We start from the raw sequence: 18,954 nt of genomic DNA, 5'->3' as shown, positions 1-18,954 counted from the left end.
CTTCGTTACGCCTTGTTGCCGGCGCCGGCCGCGGGCAGCTCCGGCGAGCTGTTTTCTGCCGCTGCCGGCGGCTCCACCGCGGTCAGCGGGAAATTCGCCCATTCGTTGGCGAAGCGCACCTTCGGATCGTCATCCACCTTTTTCTTGATGCGCAGATTGAAGCCGCGCGTGACTTCGTTCTGGGTTTGCGGCTTGGTGCGGATCCCGGCCAGCAGCGCCACGCCGTTCAGGTCGAAGCCGTTGACGCCGTAGATCTCGATCGGCTGCAGCAGCAGCCGGCGCAGGCGCCGGTCTTCCAGCATCTCGGCGCCGGTTTCCCGCATCAGGCGCAGTGCCTGGTCGACGTCTGAATCGTGGGTGATGCTCAGCTTGAGCGAAGCATAAGTGTATTCGCGCGAATCGTTCTTGATCGCGGTGATTTGCGAAAACGGTACGCTGTGCACCGAGCCGTTGCTGTCGCGCAGGCGCACGGTGCGGATGGTCAGGTTCTCGACGGTGCCGGCATGGCCGTTGCCGACGTCGACCCAGTCGCCGACCGACATCGAATCCTCCATCAGGATGAAGACGCCGGTGATCAGGTCTTTCACCAGCGATTGCGAGCCGAAGCCGAAGGCCAGCCCGACCACCCCGGCGGAGGCCAGCAGCGGCGTCACATTGATGCCGAGGTTGGCCAGCGTGGTGATCACGGTGATGGTCAGGATCAGCAGCATCAGCGCGTTGCGCAGCAGCGGCAGGATAGTGCGCATGCGCGTGCTGGGATTCTTGCGCGCGTAACGGCTGTTGCGGGTCGGGTTGATGGCTTCCTGGATGAAGGTGTCGAGCAGGATCCAGACCAGCCAGGCCATCACCAGAGTGAGGCCGATCTTGCCCAGCGCCGAGACGATCATCTTGCCGATCAGGGTAGCGTTGGCGAATTCCAGCAGCGAGTGTTCCCAGATCCTGGTCAGCAATTCGAAGAAACCAATCCACAACGCCAGCTGTAGCAGGCTGAAGCCGACGTTGCTAAGGCGCAGGATGTAAGGCGATTGGCGCCGTGTCACCCCCGCAGTCGTCTTGCGGGCGCGTATGCGCTGCAGCAGCGCACCGATGAAAAACATGGCGATCAGCAATGCCGCGCTGGCCAGCGCATGATTGAGCGCTGAGTTGTTGCTCGACAAATCGAGGATGGTGGCGACGCTGACGGTGATGCTCAGCAGCAGTATCGGCATGTACCAGAAGGCGGCGACTATTTCCAGCGTTTCCATGCGTGCCGGATGGTCGCGCCGCACCGCCAGCGGCCGGTTGCGGATGATGTGCGCTACCGGGCGCCGGAACAGCAGGGCGAACACGCCGCCCAGTATTGCCGCCACCAGGCTGGCCAGGGTTGCCGCCACGCCGGCCAGGTGGACGCCGATGATCTGGTTCACATGGGGATTGTCCAGGGCATCGCCGAGCCAGCCGGCGCAGCCGATCACATACAGCAGGTTGAAGCCGCGCTGGTACAGGATATGCACCGCGACCATGCGGTGACCGCCGTGCGACAGCGAAAAAATGATGGCGCAGATGGCCTGGAACAGGCGTGCGCCGACCAGGGTGTACAGCAGCACGGTGGCCAGGGTCCGCCCCAGCGACTGCCCGTGCGCCGTATCCAGGCTGATGGTCACCGAGATTTCCACCACCAGCGCCAGTAGTATCGGCGCGATGTGGCGCCATATATACAGCAGCAATTCCTTCATGCTGGGATCGGATGACAGCTTCGTCTCTACATTGAAATGCCGTTGCACTCGCCTGCCGATATAGTGCAAGGCGATAGCGACCGCGCCGAACAAGGCCAGCATTTCGAGAAAGCCTGCAAGCGCCTGCCATCCTGTTTCCGACTCCTGGCGCTGCAGGATGGTCGACAAGTCTTGCCAGGCCAGCGAAAACTGCTGGTTCCAGAATTTTTCCGGTGTAATCACCTGCTGCAGATGTGCCTGAAAAGCATCGAGACTATTGGAAATCAGGCCGATGAAGCCCTTTTGCTCGGGTGAGGCCTTGCTGTTCTGCTGTTCGGCCTGGATCAGCGTCGCCACCAGGCTGCCGGTGGCGGGGTTGCTTTGCAATACCTTGGACAGCGAGTCCAGCGGCGAGGGCGCGGCGGCGGGAGCGGCAGGCGCGCTGGCGGCCGTGTCGGTGCTGGCGGCGGCTGCAGCTGCCCGGGCCGGAGCGCCATTTGCCAGCAGCAAGCACAACAGCAGTAGAGAGGCCGATAGCAAGCGGACTAGGTGCTGGAAAGAGCTGGTCTTCATGTCGGCTTGGCAAAAGTCATAAAGTGACAATCTTACCGTACCGAGGACAAGCCGAGGACAAGTTCAGACCGAATCGGCGCATGTCAAAAAAACATCGCGCGGCAAGCTGTCACAGGCAGCCAGCCGCGCTTGCTTCATGCCGCCGGCAAATCGTCTTCGATATAGGCGCGCACCACATCGTCGAAGCTGCTTTCGCCGATAAAGCCGAGATCGACGGCGCGGCTGGCGTCCCAGGCGCCCGGCCAGCTGGAAATGATCCTGTCTATGGCCGGATCGTGTTTCCATTCAATGCGCGCCACGACTTCCTTGCCGGCGACGCGTTCCAGCGCCGCCACCATCTCCGCCACGGTGACCGAGATCCCCGGCAGGTTGATGGTGCGGCTTTTGCCCAGCACATCGGCCGGCAGCGCATAGCCATGGATCAGGCAGGCGATCACCTTGCGCGGCGACAGCAGCCACAGGTGCACATCTGGCGCTACCGGGCAGATCGCCGGCTGGCCGTTGAGCGGCTCGCGGATGATGCCGCTGGCGAAAGAGGAGGCAGCCTGGTTGGGTTTGCCGGGACGTACGCTGATGGTCGGCAGGCGCAGCACGCGGCCGTCGACAAAACCCTTGCGGCTGTAATCGTTGAGCAGCAGTTCGGCGATCGCCTTTTGCGCGCCGTAGGACGATTGCGGATTGAGCGCGGTATGGTCTTGCACCACTGCCGGCAGGACGCCGCCGAATACAGCCACCGAACTGGTGAAGATAACCCGTGGTACATGGCCGCAAGCGCGGCAGCGTTCCAGCAGCAGGCGCGCCGCATCCAGGTTGATGCGCATGCCGAGATCGAAGTCCGCTTCGGCCTGGCCGCTGACAATCGCCGCCAGATGGAAGATCGCCGCGGTCTGGCTGGTGATCACGCGTTCCAGCAGGGCGCTGTCGGTGATGTCGCCGGTGACTTGTTCGATCCGGTTGTCGTCGAAGCCGTTGGCGGCAACCACGTCCACCAGGACGATCTTGCTGATGGTTTGCGGCTGGCCGCTGCGGTCGGGCAGGCTGCCCTGTTGCAGCAGGCTGCGCGCCAGGCGCTGGCCGAGGAAGCCGGCGCCGCCGGTGATGACTACTTGCATGATGATCCTTTGTTGAATAATGTTCGGGTTCTACAGCCAGGGCTTGAGCCAGCCCAGGCCGGCGGAAGTAGCGCCGCGCGGCCGGTATTCGCAGCCGACCCAGCCCTGGTAGCCGAGCTCGTCGATCAGCTCGAACAGATAGGGATAATTGATCTCGCCGCTATCCGGCTCATGCCGCTCCGGCACGCCGGCGATCTGGATATGGCCGATGCCGGCCTGCGGGCGCAGCATGTCGCGCTTGAGCTTGACTGCCAGGTCGCCCTCGACGATCTGGCAGTGGTACAGATCGAACTGCACCTGCAGGTTAACGGCGCCGACCTCGGCGCAAATCGCCTGCGCCTCGTCCTGGCGGTTCAGGAAGAAGCCGGGAATGTCGCGCGTATTGATCGGTTCGATGACGATGGTGATGCCATGGGCGGCCGCCTGGGCCGCGGCATAGGCCAGGTTCTCCAGGTACACCGCGCGATGCCGGGCGCGCTCCTGCTGCGGTTGGATCAGGCCCGCCATCACATGCAATTTACGGTTGCCCAGCACTTGCGCATATTCCAGGCCGGTGGCGACGCTGCGCTTGAATTCATCTTCCCGTCCCGGCAGGGAGGCAAGGCCGCGTTCACCGCTCGCCCAGTCGCCAGGCGGCGCGTTGAACAGCGCCTGAGCCAGGCCATTGTCCTGCAATCTTGCCTGCAGTTCAGCGGCGCCATGCTCGTAAGGGAACAGGAATTCAACGCCCTTGAAGCCGTCCCTGGCCGCGGCCGCGAAGCGGTCGAGGAAGGCGTGCTCGTTGTACATCATGGTGAGATTGGCGGCGAAACGTGGCATTGCAAACTCCTAAAAACAAGCGTTATCGATTGACCATTTTAGGCGGTGTCTTCAGGATCGCAATGGCGCCGATCACCAGCATCCCGGCCAGCATGAACATGCCGGTCTGGTTGTTATGCGTACTGTCCTTCAGCCAGCCGACCAGGAACGGGCTGGCGAAGCCGGCCAGGTTGCCGACCGAGTTGATCACCGCAATGCCGGCGGCCGCGCCGGTGCCGGACAGGAAAGCCGTCGGCAGCGACCAGAACAGCGGCGAACAGGTCAGCACGCCCATCGCCGCCAGCGACAGGAAGGCGATGGCGATCACGGTATTGTCGGCGGCCAGCGCCGAAACGATGAAGCCGACCGCACCCAGCAGGGCCGGCACGATCAGATGCCAGCGCCGTTCCCGCAGGCGGTCCGAGCGGCGGCCGATCAGGATCATGGCGAACACCGCGCAAAGGAAGGGAATCGCACTGATCAGGCCGATCTTGAAATCGCCCACTACGCCGGAGGCCTTGACCAAGGTCGGCAGCCAGAACGTCAGTCCGTACTGGCCCATGACGATGCAGAAGTAGATCAGGCACATATGCCAGATACGGATGTCCTTGAATACGGCCGCGGTGGTTTTCGGGCTGTGCTTGTCCTTCTGGTCGGCGCGGATTTCCGCTTCCAGGAAATCCTTCTCTTTTTCAGTCAGCCACTTGGCCTTGCGGATGCTGTTGTCCATCACGAAGAACACGGCGATGCCTACCAGTACCGCTGGCACCGCTTCGATCATGAACATCCACTGCCAGCCGTGCCAGCCGCTGGAGCCATGGAAAGCCTGCATGATCCAGCCCGACAGCGGATTGCCGAAGATGCCCGAGATCGGAATCGCCGCCATGAAAGTGGCGACCACCTTGGCGCGCCGGTGCGAGGGAAACCAGTAGGTCAGGTAGAGGATGATGCCGGGATAGAAGCCGGCCTCCGCCAGACCCAGCAGGAAGCGCAGGACATAGAACTGGGTGGGCGTCTGCACCCAGGCGAAGCAGGCCGACAGCAGGCCCCAGGTAATCATGATGCGGGCGATCCACAGCTTGGCGCCGACCCGGTTCATGATCAGGTTGCTGGGCAGCTCGAACAGGAAGTAGCCGAGGAAGAAGATGCCGGCGCCGAGGCCGAAGATGGTTTCGCTGAAGCCCAGGTCCTGCGACATCTGCAGCTTGGCGAAGCCGACGTTGACGCGGTCGAGATAGGCCACCACGTAACACAGCATGATGAATGGCACGAAGCGCCAGAATACTTTCTTGTACAGATTTTCCGCTTGTTCAGCCGGCAGGCTGACGCTGGCCTGTGCGGCCCTATTGTCTATCGTTGCTGACATCTTGTCTCCACCAATGTGATTTTATGAATGCCGACGTTTCTATTGTTTGAAACTTACCAGCGTGCGCCAAATACCCGATACAGCTCATCCAGGGCCGCGGCGCTGAGCGGCTCCGGTTTGTTTATCAACATCAACCACAGCCGCGCGGTTTCTTCCAGCTCTTCCAGCGCGAACGCCGCCTGCGAAACGCTCTCATGCCACAGCACCGGCCCCAGCCGTTCCAGCAGGACGCCGCGCACCGAAGCCGCCAGCAGCTTCACCTGTTCCGCTACCTGCGGATCGCCGGGACGGCAATAGGGAATCAAGGGAATCTGTCCCACCTTCATCACTTGATAAGGCGTAAGCGGCGGCAGCACGCATTGGTCGTGCCAGACGCCGGCCAGCGACAGCGCTACCAGATGGGTCGAATGGGTGTGCACCACAGCTTGCGCCTGCGGATTGTTGTCGTAGACCGCGCGATGCAGGGCCAGTGTCTTCGACGGCTTGTCGCCGTTGACCCATTTTCCGCTCAGGTCGACCTTGGCGATCTGCGCCGGCGTAAGCCTGCCAAGGCAGGCATCGGTCGGCGTGATTAGCCAGCCATCTTTCAGCCGGGCGCTGATATTGCCAGCCGTGCCGACCGTGTAGTTGCGCTGATACAGGCTGGCGCCGGTTTCGCAGATTTCCGCACGCAGCGCCTGCTCTTTCAATGTGCTGTTCATAGACGGGTTTCGCCCAGCTGACGGAGCGCCTTTTCAAAGAAATCCGTGGCGCCGAAGTTGCCTGACTTCAGCGCCAGCGCCAGCGCTGGGGAGCCGTCAGCGGCGATCGATGCCGTCGCCGGCACACCCGGATCGATTTGCGCGCCTATGCGCAGTGCGCGTACGCCTAGCGCCTTGACCACCGCGCCGGAAGTTTCGCCGCCGGCAATCACGAAGCGCCGCACGCCGCCGGCCTGCAAGGCGGCGGCGATATCGGCCAGCGCCTGCTCGATCAGCAAGCCGGCGCGTTCCACGCCGAGCTCGGCCTGCACTTGCTTGACCTGCTCAGGCGTGGTGGTTGCGTAGATCAATACCGGCTGTTGTTCAAGATACTGTTTGGCGAAAGCCAGCGCCTGCGCCACGACGGCTTCACCACGCGCCAGCGCCAGCGGATCGAGACGGAAGGCCGGACGCTTTTCCATCCATGCAGCGACCTGAGCATTGGTCGCCTTCGATGCACTGCCGGCCAACACCACCGACCAGCCTTCGACGCTCGGCAATTCGCTAGCCTTGGCGCCTTGCTGCGGTTGCAGCAGGCCGGCCCTGACGAAATTGGCTGGCAGGCCGAGTGCGATACCCGAACCGCCCGTCACCAGCGGCAGGTCCGCGCAAGCGGCGCCGATGGCGTACAGGTCCTGGTTTTCCAGCGCATCGACGATCGCCATCCGCACTCCTTGCCGGCGCAGCGCGGCAATTTCCGCATGAATCTTCTCGCTGCCTTGAGAAACCACCGGATAGCCGATCAGGCCGACCTTGGACGGAGTCTGCTGCTGCAGCACGCGCACCAGGTTGGCGTCGGTCATCGGCGTCAGCGGATGATTCTGCATGCCGGATTCATTCAGCAGCTGGTCCTGGATGAACAGGTGACCCCGATACAAGGTACGCCCGGTTTCCGGGAATACCGGGCAGGCAATGGTGAAATCGCTGCCCAAGGCCTGCAGCAGGGCGTCGGTCACTGGACCGATATTACCCTTGGCGGTGGAATCGAAGGTGGAACAGTATTTGAAGAAGAATTGGCGGCAACCCTGCTGCTGCAGCCATCTTAATGCGGCCAGCGAATCCGCCACCGCTTCGGCGGCAGGAACCGTGCGCGATTTCAGCGCCACCACGATGGCGTCGACATCCTGCGGCGCGGCTTCCGGCACGCCGATAGTCTGCACGGTGCGCATGCCTTCGCGCACCAGCATGTTGGCGAGGTCGGTGGCGCCGGTAAAGTCATCGGCGATGCAGCCGAGCAGGGGGCGTGCCGTTGTCATTGATTGCTCCGGCATGGCTTACTCCTGCGCCGTCGGCAGCGTGATTCCGGGGAAAATCTTGATCACCGCGGAATCGTCCTCGCCGCCATGGCCGGCGGTCGACGCCATCATGAACATCTGATGGGCGGCGGCGGACAGCGGCAGCGGGAATTTGCTGGCGCGTGCGGTATCCAGCACCAGCCCCAGGTCCTTGACGAAGATATCGACCGCCGAGAGCGGCGTGTAATCGGCTTTCAGGATATGCGGCACGCGGTTCTCGAACATCCAGGAATTGCCGGCGCTGTTGGTGATGACTTCGTACAGCGCGTCGGCATCGACGCCTTCGCGCAGGCCCAGCGCCATCGCTTCGGCGGCGGCGGCGATATGCACGCCGGCCAGCAGCTGGTTGATGATCTTGACCTTGGAGCCGACGCCATGCGCATGGCCCAGGCGGTACACCTTGCCGGCGATCGCCGCCAGCACCGCTTCGCCCTTGGCGTAGGCGGCGGCCGGTCCGGACGTCATCATGGTCATATCGCCTGAAGCAGCGCGCGCGGCGCCGCCCGAGAGTGGCGCATCCAGCAGATGCAGTTGCAGCGTGGCCAGCCGTTCGCCCAGCTGGACCGCATAGTCGGGAGCTACAGTGGCGCTGGCGATCACCAGGCTGCCAGGGCGCATCGCCGCCGCCGCGCCTTGTGCGCCGAACAGCACCTGTTCGGTCTGTGCGGCGTTGACCACCACGGTAATCACCACATCGCATAAGGCGCCGAGTTCGGCCGGCGTGCTGCAGGCGATGCCGCCTTCGCTGGCGAACTGCTGCAAGACTTGCGGGCGGATGTCGCATGCATGGGTACGTAAATCCGCGCGCAGTAAAGAACGGGCAACGCCCAGGCCCATGGCGCCAAGGCCGATAACACCTACATTGATAGTCATTTGCTGGTCCTGATTAAGGTTTTTTTGAAGTGCTCTTGGTTTTGGCTGGCGCCGCCGCTTTGACCGGCACCGCGCCTAGCGACAGGCGGCGCGCCGCGTTGAACATATGGTTTTGCGCGGCATTGCGCGCGCCCAGCGCATCGCCGGCGGCGATGGCGGAAGCGATGGCGGCATGCTCTTCATAGACCTGGCGCATGAAATCGTCGCGCCGCGCTTCGTTGCTGCGGGTGACAGCGGTAGCGGCTTCCAGGTACTGGCTGAGGAAGGCCAGCGTCTGCAGCAGGAAAGGATTGCCGGTGGCCTCGGCGATGCTGCGATGGAACATCACGTCGGCCATGACGCCGTCGCCGCCGGCGTTGACATCGGCTTCGATGCCTTTCAATGCGGTTTCGATGGCTTTCAGCTGGCGCGGCGTGCGGCGGGTGGCGGCCAGCGCTGCCACTTCGGCATCGATGGCGCGGCGCAGCTCGACGATCTGCAGCACAGCGTCGGCCGAGGAAGCCTGGTCGAACTGGATGCGCAAGGGCCGCAGATGGCCTTGTTCGCTGACATATACGCCGCTGCCCTGGCGCGGCTCTACCGCACCTTCATTCTTCAAGCGGGAAATCGCTTCGCGCACCACGGTGCGGCTGACACCGAACTGCTCCGACAGCGCCGGTTCGGTCGGCAGCCTGGCGCCGGGGCCGAACTCGCCGGTTTGTATTTTTTTCAGCAATTCCTGGGCCACGGTATCGCTCAGGGAAGTACGGTTGGCATTCAGTTTATTGAACATATCGTCTCTTCCGTCTGCATATTTTTATCGTAATGTGACCATATCATCATATGAATTATTGGAAAAATCAAGATTTGTTTCAACGTTCTCTGACAATTGATTACTTGCTTTGGGTCAATGATTGTCTTGGTTTTAACGGTTAACATTCGGCCGAGAAATGGAAAGCCTGGTACCGGTGCTGCCTGCGGCCCGGCACATTCCAGTAGAATCCTGTCCTTGTGGAAACGTAGCTACAACTATTGTCATCGCCATCAGGATCGCCATCCAATGAATAAACTTACGCGCTGCTGTTTTGCTTCCATCGCCGTGCTGGCCGTCTGCGGCCGCGCCAGCGCGCAAATCAAAATCGGTGTCGACATCGCCGTCACCGGCCCGGCAGCCGCCATCGGCGCACCCACTAAAAACGCCATCCTGCTGTGGCCGAAAGAGATCGCTGGGCAGAAGGTCGAGTACATCATCCTGGACGACGCCTCCGATCCGACCAATGCCGTGCGCAATGCGCGCAAGCTGATCAGCGAAGAAAGGGTCGACCTGATCGTCGGCCCCAATACCACGCCGGCGGCGCTGGCGCTGCTGGATGTGGTGGCTGAGTCCGGTACGCCGATGCTGGCGCTGGCGGCTTCTGCCTCGATTGTCGAGCCGCAGGACGCCAAACGCGCCTGGGCCTTCAAGCTGCCGCAAAACGATTCGCACATGGCCACCATCCTGACCCAGCACATGGCCGCTAACGGGATTAAAACGGTCGGCTTCATCGGCTTTGCCGACGCCTACGGCGACAGCTGGTGGCGCGAGTTTTCGCATTTGGCCGAGCTGCGCAAGATCAAGGTGGTCGCCGGCGAGCGCTATAACCGCAACGACAGCAGCGTGACCGGGCAGATCCTCAAGATCATGGCGGCGCAGCCGGACGCGGTATTGATCGCCGCTTCGGCGACGCCGGCGGTGCTGCCGCAAAAGACCCTGGTCGAACGCGGCTACAAGGGCCGGATCTACCAGACCCATGGCATCGCCACCGCCGATTTCCTGAAGGTGGGCGGCAAGGATGTCGAAGGCACTTTCTTCCCCACTGGCCCGGCCGTGGTGGCCAAGCAGCTGCCGCTGTCCAATCCAGTCAGGAAAACCGCGCTGGATTTCACCCGCCGCTATGAAGCCGCCTATGGCGCCGACACCATGACGCAATTCGCCGCCGATGCCTGGGGCGCTTATATGTTGATCGCCAACGCCGTGCCGCAGGCGCTGACAGCGGGGGCGCCCGGCAGCAAGCAGTTCCGCGCCGCGCTGCGTAGCGCATTGGAAAACACCCATGACCTGACGATCCCGCAAGGCGTGGTCAACATGAGTTCCAAGGATCATGTCGGACTGGACCAGCGCTCGTGCGTGATGGGGCGCATCGTCAATAATAAATTCAGCTACGCCTACGGCGGTTGAGCCCTAATCAAGAACCTCGAAAGCAAAATAAGATGAATTCGTTTGGTTTGTGGTTGCGCGGTTTTATTCCAGGTCCTGTGGTGGTCAACGCCACCGAACGCTTGCGCGCCTGTTGCGGCGCTTTGCTGGGGATTTTGCTGACCGGGCTGGTGAGTCACTGGGTACTCGGTGCGGGTGCTCCCTTGCCTTTGCTGATCGCGCCTATGGGTGCTTCTGCCGTGCTGCTGTTCGGTGTGCCGGCCAGCCCGCTGGCGCAACCCTGGTCTATCATCGGCGGCAATCTGGTGGCCGCCGTGATCGGCGTCGCCTGCGCGCGCTGGGTCCACGATCCGGTGTTTGCCCCGGCGCTGGCGGTGTCGCTGGCGATCGGCGCCATGTTTGCCTTGCGTTGCCTGCATCCGCCCAGCGGCGCGGTGGCGCTGACGGCGGTACTGGGCGGACCGGCGGTGACCAGCCAGGGCTTCCATTTCGTCCTGACGCCGGTGTTGCTGAATTCCTTCCTGTTGCTGCTGGTGGCGCTGTTGTTCAATAACGCCACCAAACGCCGTTACCCGCACAGCGCCCATCAGGATCCGGCCAAGCTGCACAAGACCAGCGACCAGCCCAGCGGAACCCGAGTCGGTTTCACGCAAGAAGACCTGGACTACGTGTTGCAGCAATATAACCAGGTGCTGGATGTCAGCCGCGACGACCTGGAAAGCCTGATCCTGCAGACCGAGATGCACGCCTACCAGCGCCGCTTCGGCGCCATCACTTGTGCCGACATCATGTCGCGCGATGTGGTGAGCGTCGAGTACGGTACTTCGCTGGAGGATGCCTGGGCCTTGCTGTTGAAGCACCGCATCAAGGCCTTGCCGGTGATTAACCAGGCACGGCGCCTGGTCGGCATCGTCACCCAGACCGATTTCATGCGCCAGGTGGATTTGCAGCTGTACGCCGGCGTCGATCAGCGCCTGAAACAGTTCTTGCGGCGTACCACCGGCATGTATTCGGACAAGCCGGAGGTGGTCGGCCAGATCATGAGCGCCGCGGTGAAGAGCGCGGCTTCGGCTATGCATATCGTCGAGCTGGTGCAGCCGCTGTCCGATTCCGGCATCCACCATATTCCGATTGTCGACGATGAGAACCGGCTGGTCGGCATGGTGACCCAGTCCGACATGGTGGCTGCTTTATACCGGGGCAACGCAAACCTGACTGCGCTTTAACCACACTTTAGACCGCGGCGATTGCCGCCAAGCCGCGCCGGCCTTACAATGGCGGGGTTTTGGTGCACGCGGACATGTCCATGTCCGCAGTTAAACGGGAAACACGGCGCCAGGTGGTCATACTCCGCCAGCCAACGTGTGCTGCCCCCGCAACGGTAAAACAAGCGTCGCCAGTCCGTCCTCAACCAGGGGGCGGTCGGCGGCAGAACGCATCTTGTACCACTGTGCTATGAAGTGAAATACTTTACTAAGCATGGGAAGGTTATGTGTTCCGACTTGTTAGCCCGGATACCGGCCAGATCAGGGGGAGCGAGGCAGCGGCAAATCGACGCCGATTCCTTGCGACTGTTGCAACCGGGCTTGCGGGGAAGCAGGCCGGGGACTCTTATCGTATCCAAACATGACTTTATCTTTATCACGCCGCTCCGGCGCGACCCTGAAGCCGCTCGCGCTGGCTTCCGCCATTCTTTCCTGCAGCTGCGGCTCTGCTTTCGCCCAAACCGTTCAGGACCAGAATCTGGCGCCGGTAGTAGTGACCGCCGCCCGCGTCGCGCAGCCGCAAACCGATGCCTTGCCGCACACCACGGTGATCAGCGCCGAAGACATCCGCAATTCGCAAGCGCCTGATTTGCCGGCCTTGCTGGAGCGCCAGGCCGGTATCCAGATTACCCGCGTCGGCGGCCCTGGCCAGCAGGCCTCGCTGTTCATGCGCGGCGCCAATACCACTGAAACGCTGATCCTGATCGATGGCGTGCCGATCCGCCGCCAGGCTTCCTACGGCTCGCCGGCGCTGGAAAATATCCTGCCTGACCAGATCGATCATATCGAAATCGTGCGCGGCAATGTCTCGGCGATCTACGGCTCCGGCGCCATCGGCGGCGTGGTGCAGATCTTCACCAAGCGCGGCAATGGCGCACCGGCCTTCAATGCTTCGGTCGAAGCCGGTTCGCGCGGCACCTATCAAGGCAACGTCGGCGTCAGCGGCAAGAGCGGCGACACCCGTTACGCCCTGGCCCTGACACGTTTCAAGACCGACGGCTTTTCGGCGCAGAACCCGTTGCAGAGCCCGAACGTCAATCCCGACCGTAATGGCAACAGCAACACCAGCGTCTCGGGATCGGTATCGCAGGAATGGAGCAAGGGCAGTGAAGTCGGTGCCCGCATATACGCCAACGACGCCAAGTACACCTATGACGATGCCTACGGCATGCCGACCGACCAGAACCGCGGCCATTCCAAGAGCCAGTCGATTGCCGTGTTTTCCAAGAATAACTTTACCCAGGACTGGACTTCCACACTGACGCTGTCGCAAAATGTCAACCGCGACAACCTCGACGGCCTGACCTTGTTCGGCAACAGCAGCAATGGCTACAAGAGCACGCAAAACCTGTTGCAATGGGCCAACGAATTGCGCGTGTCGCCAATGTGGACAGCTACTGCCGGTGTCGACGCCGGCCGTGAAAAGGCGGACGTCAATTCCAACAGCAGCTTCGGCAATTCCAGCAACAGTTTTTCGCGCTCGACTTCCAGCGTGTATGCCGGTGCGCTTGGCAAAATCGGCGCGCATCAGCTGCAGCTTAATCTGCGCCATGACGATGTCGGCGGTTCCGGTTCGGACAATACCGGCTACCTCGGCTACGGCTATGCGCTGACCGACAGTGTCAAGCTGATCGCTAATGCATCGACCGCATTCAACGCGCCGACGCCGGTGCAGTTGTTTGACCCGCTGTACGGCAACGCCAATCTCAAGGCCGAGCGCTCCAAGTCCTATGAACTGGGTGTGCAGTACGCTGCCGGCGCGACCTTGTTGCGCGCCACCTTGTTCGATACCCGCACGCACGACCAGTTCGGCTACAATCCTGCGACTTTCCGGGCCATCAATATAGCCCGTTCCAAGAACCAGGGACTGGAGCTGAGCGCCAGCGCCACGCTGCTTGAAATCGACTGGCGCGCCAGCCTGACCTTGCAGGATCCGAAAGACGAATCGACCGGCAAGACCCTGGTGCGCCGCGCCAAGACACTTGGTTCCTTCGGTGCGGCGAAAAGCTTCGGCGCCTGGCGTCTCGGCACTGATGTGCAGTACACCGACAGCCGCTCCGATATCCCCGGCAACCCGCAGCTGGCGCCGTACTGGCTGACCAACGCCAATGTCCGCTATCAGCTTACCAAGCAGACGTCGCTGTTCGGTCGTATCGAGAACCTGTTCAACCGCGACTATCAAACCGCCTACGGTTATAACCAGCCGTCACGCGGCTTGTTTGTTGGTGTAAATTGGCAGCAGTAACTCTTTAGGCCTACTGCGCGCCTCAATCTCCGGCCTGCGATGCTCACTGTACTAAAGTACAGTTGCGCTTCTCGGCCAGACCTTGAGGCGAAGTCAGCGTAGCTGAGGTTACGGCCTAAAGAGCTACTGCAATTTGCGAATACATTCACTGCGAAGCGACTCGTTCATTGACTAGCATCACGACACTGCGCCGCGCCATCCTGATCCTGTGCTGCCTGACGGCAGTCGCGGGATTGGCGCTGTCGCTCGCGGTGCTGTGCGGCAGCAGCGGCTGCGGGCGGCCTTTGGTTGCAGACCAGATCTATCTTTCCTTGCGCCTGCCGCGGGCGCTCACGGCTTTCGTCGTCGGCGGCCTGCTGGCGCTGGCCGGGGCGTTGATGCAGGTATTGCTGCGCAATCCCCTGGCCGATCCTTATGTACTGGGCTTGTCCGGCGGCTCGGCCGCTGGCGCCTTGTCGGCCTTGCTGGTGGCCAGCCATTTCAATTTCATGGGTGATACCGCCGCTGCCATCGGCGCTGCTCTCGGCGCGGGGTTGGCGGTATCGCTGTTGTTCGGGCTGGCGCGCCAGGCTTTGCGGCGCCTGCCCAGCGTGGCCCAGCATAGCGGCCATCGCTTGATTCTTACGGGCGTGATGATCGCCGCCGGCTTCGGCGCGATCGTGACGCTGGTGCTGACCCTGGCGCCCGATGCGCAGCTGCGCGGCATGCTGTTCTGGCTGATGGGCGACCTGGAAGACGGCCGCCTGCTGTTGCCGGCGGCGCTGCTGTTGCTGCTGCTCTTGCTCTGGAGTGTGTTCAAGGCGCAGCAGCTCAATTTGCTGGCGCGCGGCGAAGGTTTCGCCCAGCTGCTTGGCGTGCCAGTTTTGCGCTTGCGCTGGATGACCCTGGCGGCGGCGTCGCTGGCGACCGCAGCAGCGGTGACGGTGGCCGGTACGATCGGTTTTATCGGACTGGTGGTGCCGCACGCGATCCGTCTGCTGGTCGGCAACGACCAGCGCATCCTGCTGCCGGCCAGCGTGCTGGCGGGCGGCGCCGCGCTGGCGCTGGCCGATCTGGCGGCGCGTACCGTGGTGGCGCCGACACAGTTGCCGGTGGGCGTGATTACCGCCCTGGTCGGCGTGCCGGTGTTCCTGTGGCTGCTGTCGCGCAGCCGCGCATGAGGGTGCAACCATGAACGAATTCAGCGCATCGTTGCTTTCTGCCGAACAGCTGAGTGTCAGCGTCGATCATAAAATCTTGTGCACGCGGCTGGACTGGCAAGTGATGCCGGGCCAGTTCTGGTGCGTGCTGGGCCGCAACGGCATCGGCAAAACCACGCTGCTGCATACACTGGCGGGTCTGGTGCGGCCAGCCAGCGGCCGCGTGGAGATCCAGGGAAATCCCATCGGCAGCATCAAGCCGCAGCAGCTTGCGCGTCTGCGCGGCTTGCTGGCGCAGCAGCAGGCCGATGCCTTTTCCAGCAGTGTGCTGGCGGCGGTGATCGCCGGCCGCCATCCCTATCAGTTCGGCTTCGGCTGGGATCGCGAGGAAGACCGCGCCCAGGCCATGCAAGCCTTGCAGCGCGTCAGGATGGACGCCTTCAGCGAGCATGACGTGATGCGCTTGTCCGGCGGTGAGCGGCAACGAGTGGCGCTGGCGACGCTGCTGACGCAGGATCCTTTGCTGCTGATGCTGGATGAGCCGACCGCGCACCAGGACGCTGCGGCGCAAATCGTGGTGATGGAATTGCTGCACAAGATAGTCAATGCGTTGCCGCGCAAAAAAGCGGTGATCGCCGCCTGCCACGACATCAACCTGGTGGCGCGCTACGCCAGCCATGTGCTGCTGCTGGGAGATGGCCAGACCTGGCAGGGCAGCATCGACAAGGTGCTGCAGCCTGAGCTGTTGCAAGCGGCGTTCGGCTGTGCGTTCGAAGTACTGGATAACGGTGCGCGGCGCATGTTCATGCCGCTGGCCGATACTGTTTCCGCATCAGCTTGAGATGTTCGCGGCTTGCGGTTGGCGCCATTGCGTTTGCGTGATCCGGTAAGGCACGCGGGCTTTCCAGTTCCAGGATGTCTGTCATCAGGAGCCTCCACGACGATGGGCCAGCTGGTTGAGAGCTAGTGCCGGTGGCTGCGCGCCAGGTCCAGCTTCTGGCATAGTTCGGCGGCGCCGTCCAGTATGCGCGGGCCGGGCCGGCTCATCCAGTCCGGTGTCAGCGCAAACAGATTGTCGCCGGCTACCGCCGCCAGTTTGGGAAAACGGCGCCAGCCGGTATCCGGGGCATTGCCGCCATCGGCAGCGAAGATCACTTCCGGATTGGCCGTCAGCACGGCTTCGGTGCTGACCGTGGGCGCCAGCTGTGGCAGCTGGCCGAACACGTTTTCGCCGCCGCACAGGCGGATCACGCTGGACACCATGTGGCTACCGTTGAGGGTCATCAGCGGCTTTTGCCAGATCTGGTAAAACACCCGCACCGGCGGCCGTTGCTGATAAGTTGCGGTCAGCTGCGCCAGCCTGGCGCTGAAGGCCTTGGCCGCCGCCGCGCCGCTATCCGGGACGCCAGCCAGTTGCCCCAGGCGCTGCAGCGACGAGGCGATTACTTCCAGCTGGCGCGGTTCGCTTTCAAACACGGGAATCCCGAGCGCGCGCAGCCTGGCGAGCTGGCTGGCGGAATTGCCGCTGCTCCAGGCTATTACCAGGTCCGGCTTGAGGGCGGCGATGCGCTCGATGTCCAGCGCGCTGCTGCTGCCGATCGAGGGGAGTTGTTTGGCGGCTAGCGGATAGTCGCTGTAGTCGCTGACGCCGACTACATAGCCGCCGGCGCCGGCGGCGAACAGCAGTTCGGTGGCGTGCGGCGCCAGGCTGACGATGCGCTGGGCCGGCTGCGGCAGGGTGACCGTGTGGCGGGCGTCGTCTTGCACCGCGATGGGAGCGGCGAACACGGCAGGCGGAGCCGCCAGGCTCGCCATGCAGAATGCGGCCGCGGCTGCCAGCTTTTGCGTACTGCGATGGCAGGAATGGCGCAGCTTATATCTCCAGGTTGTCGATCAGGCGCGTGGTGCCGAGCTTGGCAGCGGCCAGCACCACCAGCTTTTCACCCTGCGCCAGGTCGCCGGCGGCCGGCGCCTGCAGGTCGCAGCGCTTGCGGATCGAGATGTAGTCGGGCTTCCAGCCGCGGCTGCCGAGCTGCGCCATCGCTTCTTTTTCCAGCTCGAAGATGTCGAGATGGCCGGCACGTACTTCTTCGGCAACCTGGTTGAGCGTCTTGAACAGGGCCGGCGCTTCTGCGCGTTCCTCGGCCGACAGGTACATATTGCGCGAGGACAGCGCCAGGCCGTCGTCGGCGCGCCAGGTTTCGGCGGCAATGATTTCGGTCGGCAGGGCGAACTGCTTGGCCATGTTGCGGACGATCATCAGCTGCTGGTAGTCCTTCTTGCCGAACACCGCCACGCGCGGCTGCACGCAGGAAAACAGTTTCAGCACCACGGTCGTGACGCCGGTAAAGAAGCCCGGGCGGAATTCGCCCTCCAGCGTATTGCCGAGATCGTCGGGCGGCCGCACGCGGAATTCCTGCGGTTCCGGATACAAGTCTTTTTCGGTCGGAGCGAAGAGGACGTAGACGCCTTCCTTTTCCAGTTTCTCGACGTCGGCGGCGAAGGTGCGCGGGTATTTATCGAAATCCTCGTTGGGGCCGAACTGCAGGCGATTGACGAAGATGGAAGCGACGATAGGATCGCCGTGCTTCTTGGCCAGGCGCATCAGCGACAGGTGGCCCTCATGCAGGTTGCCCATGGTCGGCACGAATGCGGTGCGCAATTGGCCGCGCAGCTGGTCGCGTAGCTCTTCGATCGAGGAAATGATTTTCATAAATAATATATTTGCGAGACTGAGTTGATGCGCCGCCTGGATAACACCTGCGGCAAATCAGCCTGGCCTCAACTGGCTAAAAAAAGAATTATGCCGGAGCGTAGCTTGGCGAATAGGCTAGCCGCACGTAAATAGGCGCAAAAGGTTCGGCCTGGGTAATCTCGATCAGGGTTTCCTTGGCCAGCTCCAGCAGGGCGATGAAGTTCACCACCAGCACCGGCACGCCGCGCGCAGGATCGAACAGTTCGGCAAATTCGACGAAGCGCGCCGATTGCAAGCGCCGCAAGATCCCGGTCATGTGCTCGCGCACCGACAGTTCTTCGCGGCTGATGGTGTGGTGGGCGGTGAGTTTGGCGCGCTTGATGACGTCGGCCCAGGCTGCCTGCAAATCGTCCATGTTGACGTCCGGCCAGCGCGTGACCGTGTTCTGCTCGATGTAGATCTGGGTGCGCACATAGTCGCGCCCGAGCAGCGGCAGGGCGTCGATCTCGCGCGCCGCCAGCTTCATCTGCTCGTATTCCAGCAGGCGCCGCACCAGCTCGGCGCGCGGGTCCTCGGCTTCTTCGCTGTCGGTCTTGCGCACCGGCAGCAGCATGCGCGACTTGATCTCGATCAGCATGGCCGCCATCAGCAGATACTCTGCCGCCAGCTCCAGGTTGGTGATGCGGATCTGGTCGACGTATTCCAGGTATTGCAGGGTCACCTGCGCCATCGGGATGTCGAGGATGTTGAAATTCTGCTTGCGGATCAGGTACAGCAACAGATCGAGCGGACCTTCGAATGCTTCCAGGAAGACTTCCAGTGCATCCGGCGGAATGTACAGGTCGGTCGGCATGCGGAACAGCGGCTCGCCGTACAGGCGCGCGTAAGCGACGCCGTCGATCACGTTCGGGGTCGAATCGGGTTGGCCTTCCAAGGTCAGTTCGGCGGCATCCGACGAATTCTGGCTCATCTGATCGTTACCA

The 18,954-nt window shown here is 62.5% G+C and carries 15 protein-coding genes, 1 pseudogene and 1 riboswitch; of the genes and pseudogenes, 5 read left to right on the top strand and 11 right to left on the bottom strand.

The genetic code is table 11. The annotated features are described in order from the left end of the window. Window positions 1-5 precede the first annotated feature (5 nt). The 8 genes and pseudogenes from BCF11_RS05460 to BCF11_RS05425 all read right to left on the bottom strand — a co-directional run bounded on the left by BCF11_RS05460 (window position 6) and on the right by BCF11_RS05425 (window position 9,223). Entirely contained in the window at window positions 6-2,267 is a 2,262-nt protein-coding gene (locus tag BCF11_RS05460) for a mechanosensitive ion channel family protein (RefSeq protein WP_098493846.1), read from the bottom strand. 134 nt (window positions 2,268-2,401) lie between these two features. After that, window positions 2,402-3,379 (bottom strand): D-erythronate dehydrogenase, encoded by a 978-nt coding sequence (denD, locus tag BCF11_RS05455; RefSeq protein ID WP_098493845.1) that lies wholly within the window; start codon window positions 3,377-3,379, stop codon window positions 2,402-2,404. Window positions 3,380-3,409: 30 nt separating this feature from the next. Beyond that, on the bottom strand, window positions 3,410-4,198 hold the full coding sequence (otnI, locus tag BCF11_RS05450) for a 2-oxo-tetronate isomerase (protein ID WP_098493844.1): 789 nt from the start codon (window positions 4,196-4,198) through the stop codon (window positions 3,410-3,412). A 22-nt stretch (window positions 4,199-4,220) separates the two neighbouring features. Beyond that, complete coding sequence (locus BCF11_RS05445; protein ID WP_098493843.1) at window positions 4,221-5,543, bottom strand: MFS transporter; 1,323 nt, start codon at window positions 5,541-5,543, stop codon at window positions 4,221-4,223. 53 nt (window positions 5,544-5,596) lie between these two features. After that, on the bottom strand, window positions 5,597-6,244 hold the full coding sequence (locus tag BCF11_RS05440; RefSeq protein WP_098493842.1) for an aldolase: 648 nt from the start codon (window positions 6,242-6,244) through the stop codon (window positions 5,597-5,599). Continuing rightward, on the bottom strand, window positions 6,241-7,539 hold the full coding sequence (gene otnK, locus BCF11_RS05435; protein WP_098497335.1) for a 3-oxo-tetronate kinase: 1,299 nt from the start codon (window positions 7,537-7,539) through the stop codon (window positions 6,241-6,243). Before otnK ends, BCF11_RS05440 begins: the two co-directional genes overlap by 4 nt. An 18-nt stretch (window positions 7,540-7,557) precedes the next feature. After that, window positions 7,558-8,454, bottom strand: a pseudogene (gene ltnD, locus BCF11_RS05430) (L-threonate dehydrogenase); the annotation flags it as partial. 10 nt (window positions 8,455-8,464) lie between these two features. Further along, the gene (locus BCF11_RS05425; protein WP_098493840.1) at window positions 8,465-9,223 is read right to left on the bottom strand and encodes a FadR/GntR family transcriptional regulator; all 759 of its coding nucleotides are present in this window, start codon (window positions 9,221-9,223) and stop codon (window positions 8,465-8,467) included. A gap of 267 nt (window positions 9,224-9,490) precedes the next feature. Between BCF11_RS05425 and BCF11_RS05420 the strand changes: the two genes are divergently transcribed. The 5 genes from BCF11_RS05420 to BCF11_RS05400 all read left to right on the top strand — a co-directional run bounded on the left by BCF11_RS05420 (window position 9,491) and on the right by BCF11_RS05400 (window position 16,117). Further along, a complete protein-coding gene (locus BCF11_RS05420) occupies window positions 9,491-10,648 on the top strand; it encodes an ABC transporter substrate-binding protein (RefSeq protein ID WP_098493839.1) in 1,158 nt (385 codons plus the stop codon). Window positions 10,649-10,680: 32 nt separating this feature from the next. Continuing rightward, on the top strand, window positions 10,681-11,853 hold the full coding sequence (locus BCF11_RS05415) for an HPP family protein (RefSeq protein WP_098493838.1): 1,173 nt from the start codon (window positions 10,681-10,683) through the stop codon (window positions 11,851-11,853). A 43-nt stretch (window positions 11,854-11,896) separates the two neighbouring features. Next, a riboswitch (cobalamin riboswitch) is annotated at window positions 11,897-12,168 on the top strand. An 85-nt stretch (window positions 12,169-12,253) separates the two neighbouring features. Next, window positions 12,254-14,137 (top strand): TonB-dependent siderophore receptor, encoded by a 1,884-nt coding sequence (locus BCF11_RS05410; protein WP_098493837.1) that lies wholly within the window; start codon window positions 12,254-12,256, stop codon window positions 14,135-14,137. Window positions 14,138-14,304: 167 nt separating this feature from the next. Then, the gene (locus BCF11_RS05405) at window positions 14,305-15,297 is read left to right on the top strand and encodes an iron ABC transporter permease (RefSeq protein WP_233212379.1); all 993 of its coding nucleotides are present in this window, start codon (window positions 14,305-14,307) and stop codon (window positions 15,295-15,297) included. Between the two features lie 10 nt (window positions 15,298-15,307). Beyond that, window positions 15,308-16,117 carry an ABC transporter ATP-binding protein gene (locus tag BCF11_RS05400; RefSeq protein ID WP_098493836.1) on the top strand — a complete coding sequence of 270 codons (810 nt, stop codon included), beginning with the start codon at window positions 15,308-15,310 and terminating at the stop codon, window positions 16,115-16,117. A 122-nt stretch (window positions 16,118-16,239) separates the two neighbouring features. Here BCF11_RS05400 and BCF11_RS05395 read toward each other — a convergent pair whose 3' ends face one another. From BCF11_RS05395 to BCF11_RS05385, 3 genes are all read right to left on the bottom strand, one after another. After that, window positions 16,240-17,091, bottom strand: coding sequence for a cobalamin-binding protein (locus BCF11_RS05395; protein ID WP_098493835.1), 852 nt, complete (start codon window positions 17,089-17,091; stop codon window positions 16,240-16,242). Between the two features lie 58 nt (window positions 17,092-17,149). Continuing rightward, window positions 17,150-17,989, bottom strand: a complete 840-nt coding sequence (gene panC / locus BCF11_RS05390; protein ID WP_098493834.1) for a pantoate--beta-alanine ligase — start codon at window positions 17,987-17,989, stop codon at window positions 17,150-17,152. Between the two features lie 88 nt (window positions 17,990-18,077). After that, window positions 18,078-18,941 carry a ScpA family protein gene (locus tag BCF11_RS05385; RefSeq protein ID WP_098493833.1) on the bottom strand — a complete coding sequence of 288 codons (864 nt, stop codon included), beginning with the start codon at window positions 18,939-18,941 and terminating at the stop codon, window positions 18,078-18,080. Window positions 18,942-18,954: the final 13 nt, after the last annotated feature.

Origin of the sequence: Collimonas sp. PA-H2 (genome assembly GCF_002564105.1) — a bacterium.
Taxonomy (GTDB): domain Bacteria; phylum Pseudomonadota; class Gammaproteobacteria; order Burkholderiales; family Burkholderiaceae_D; genus Collimonas.
The sequence above is the reverse complement of the archived record's forward strand: the minus strand, read 5'-3'. Positions and strand labels throughout refer to the sequence as shown.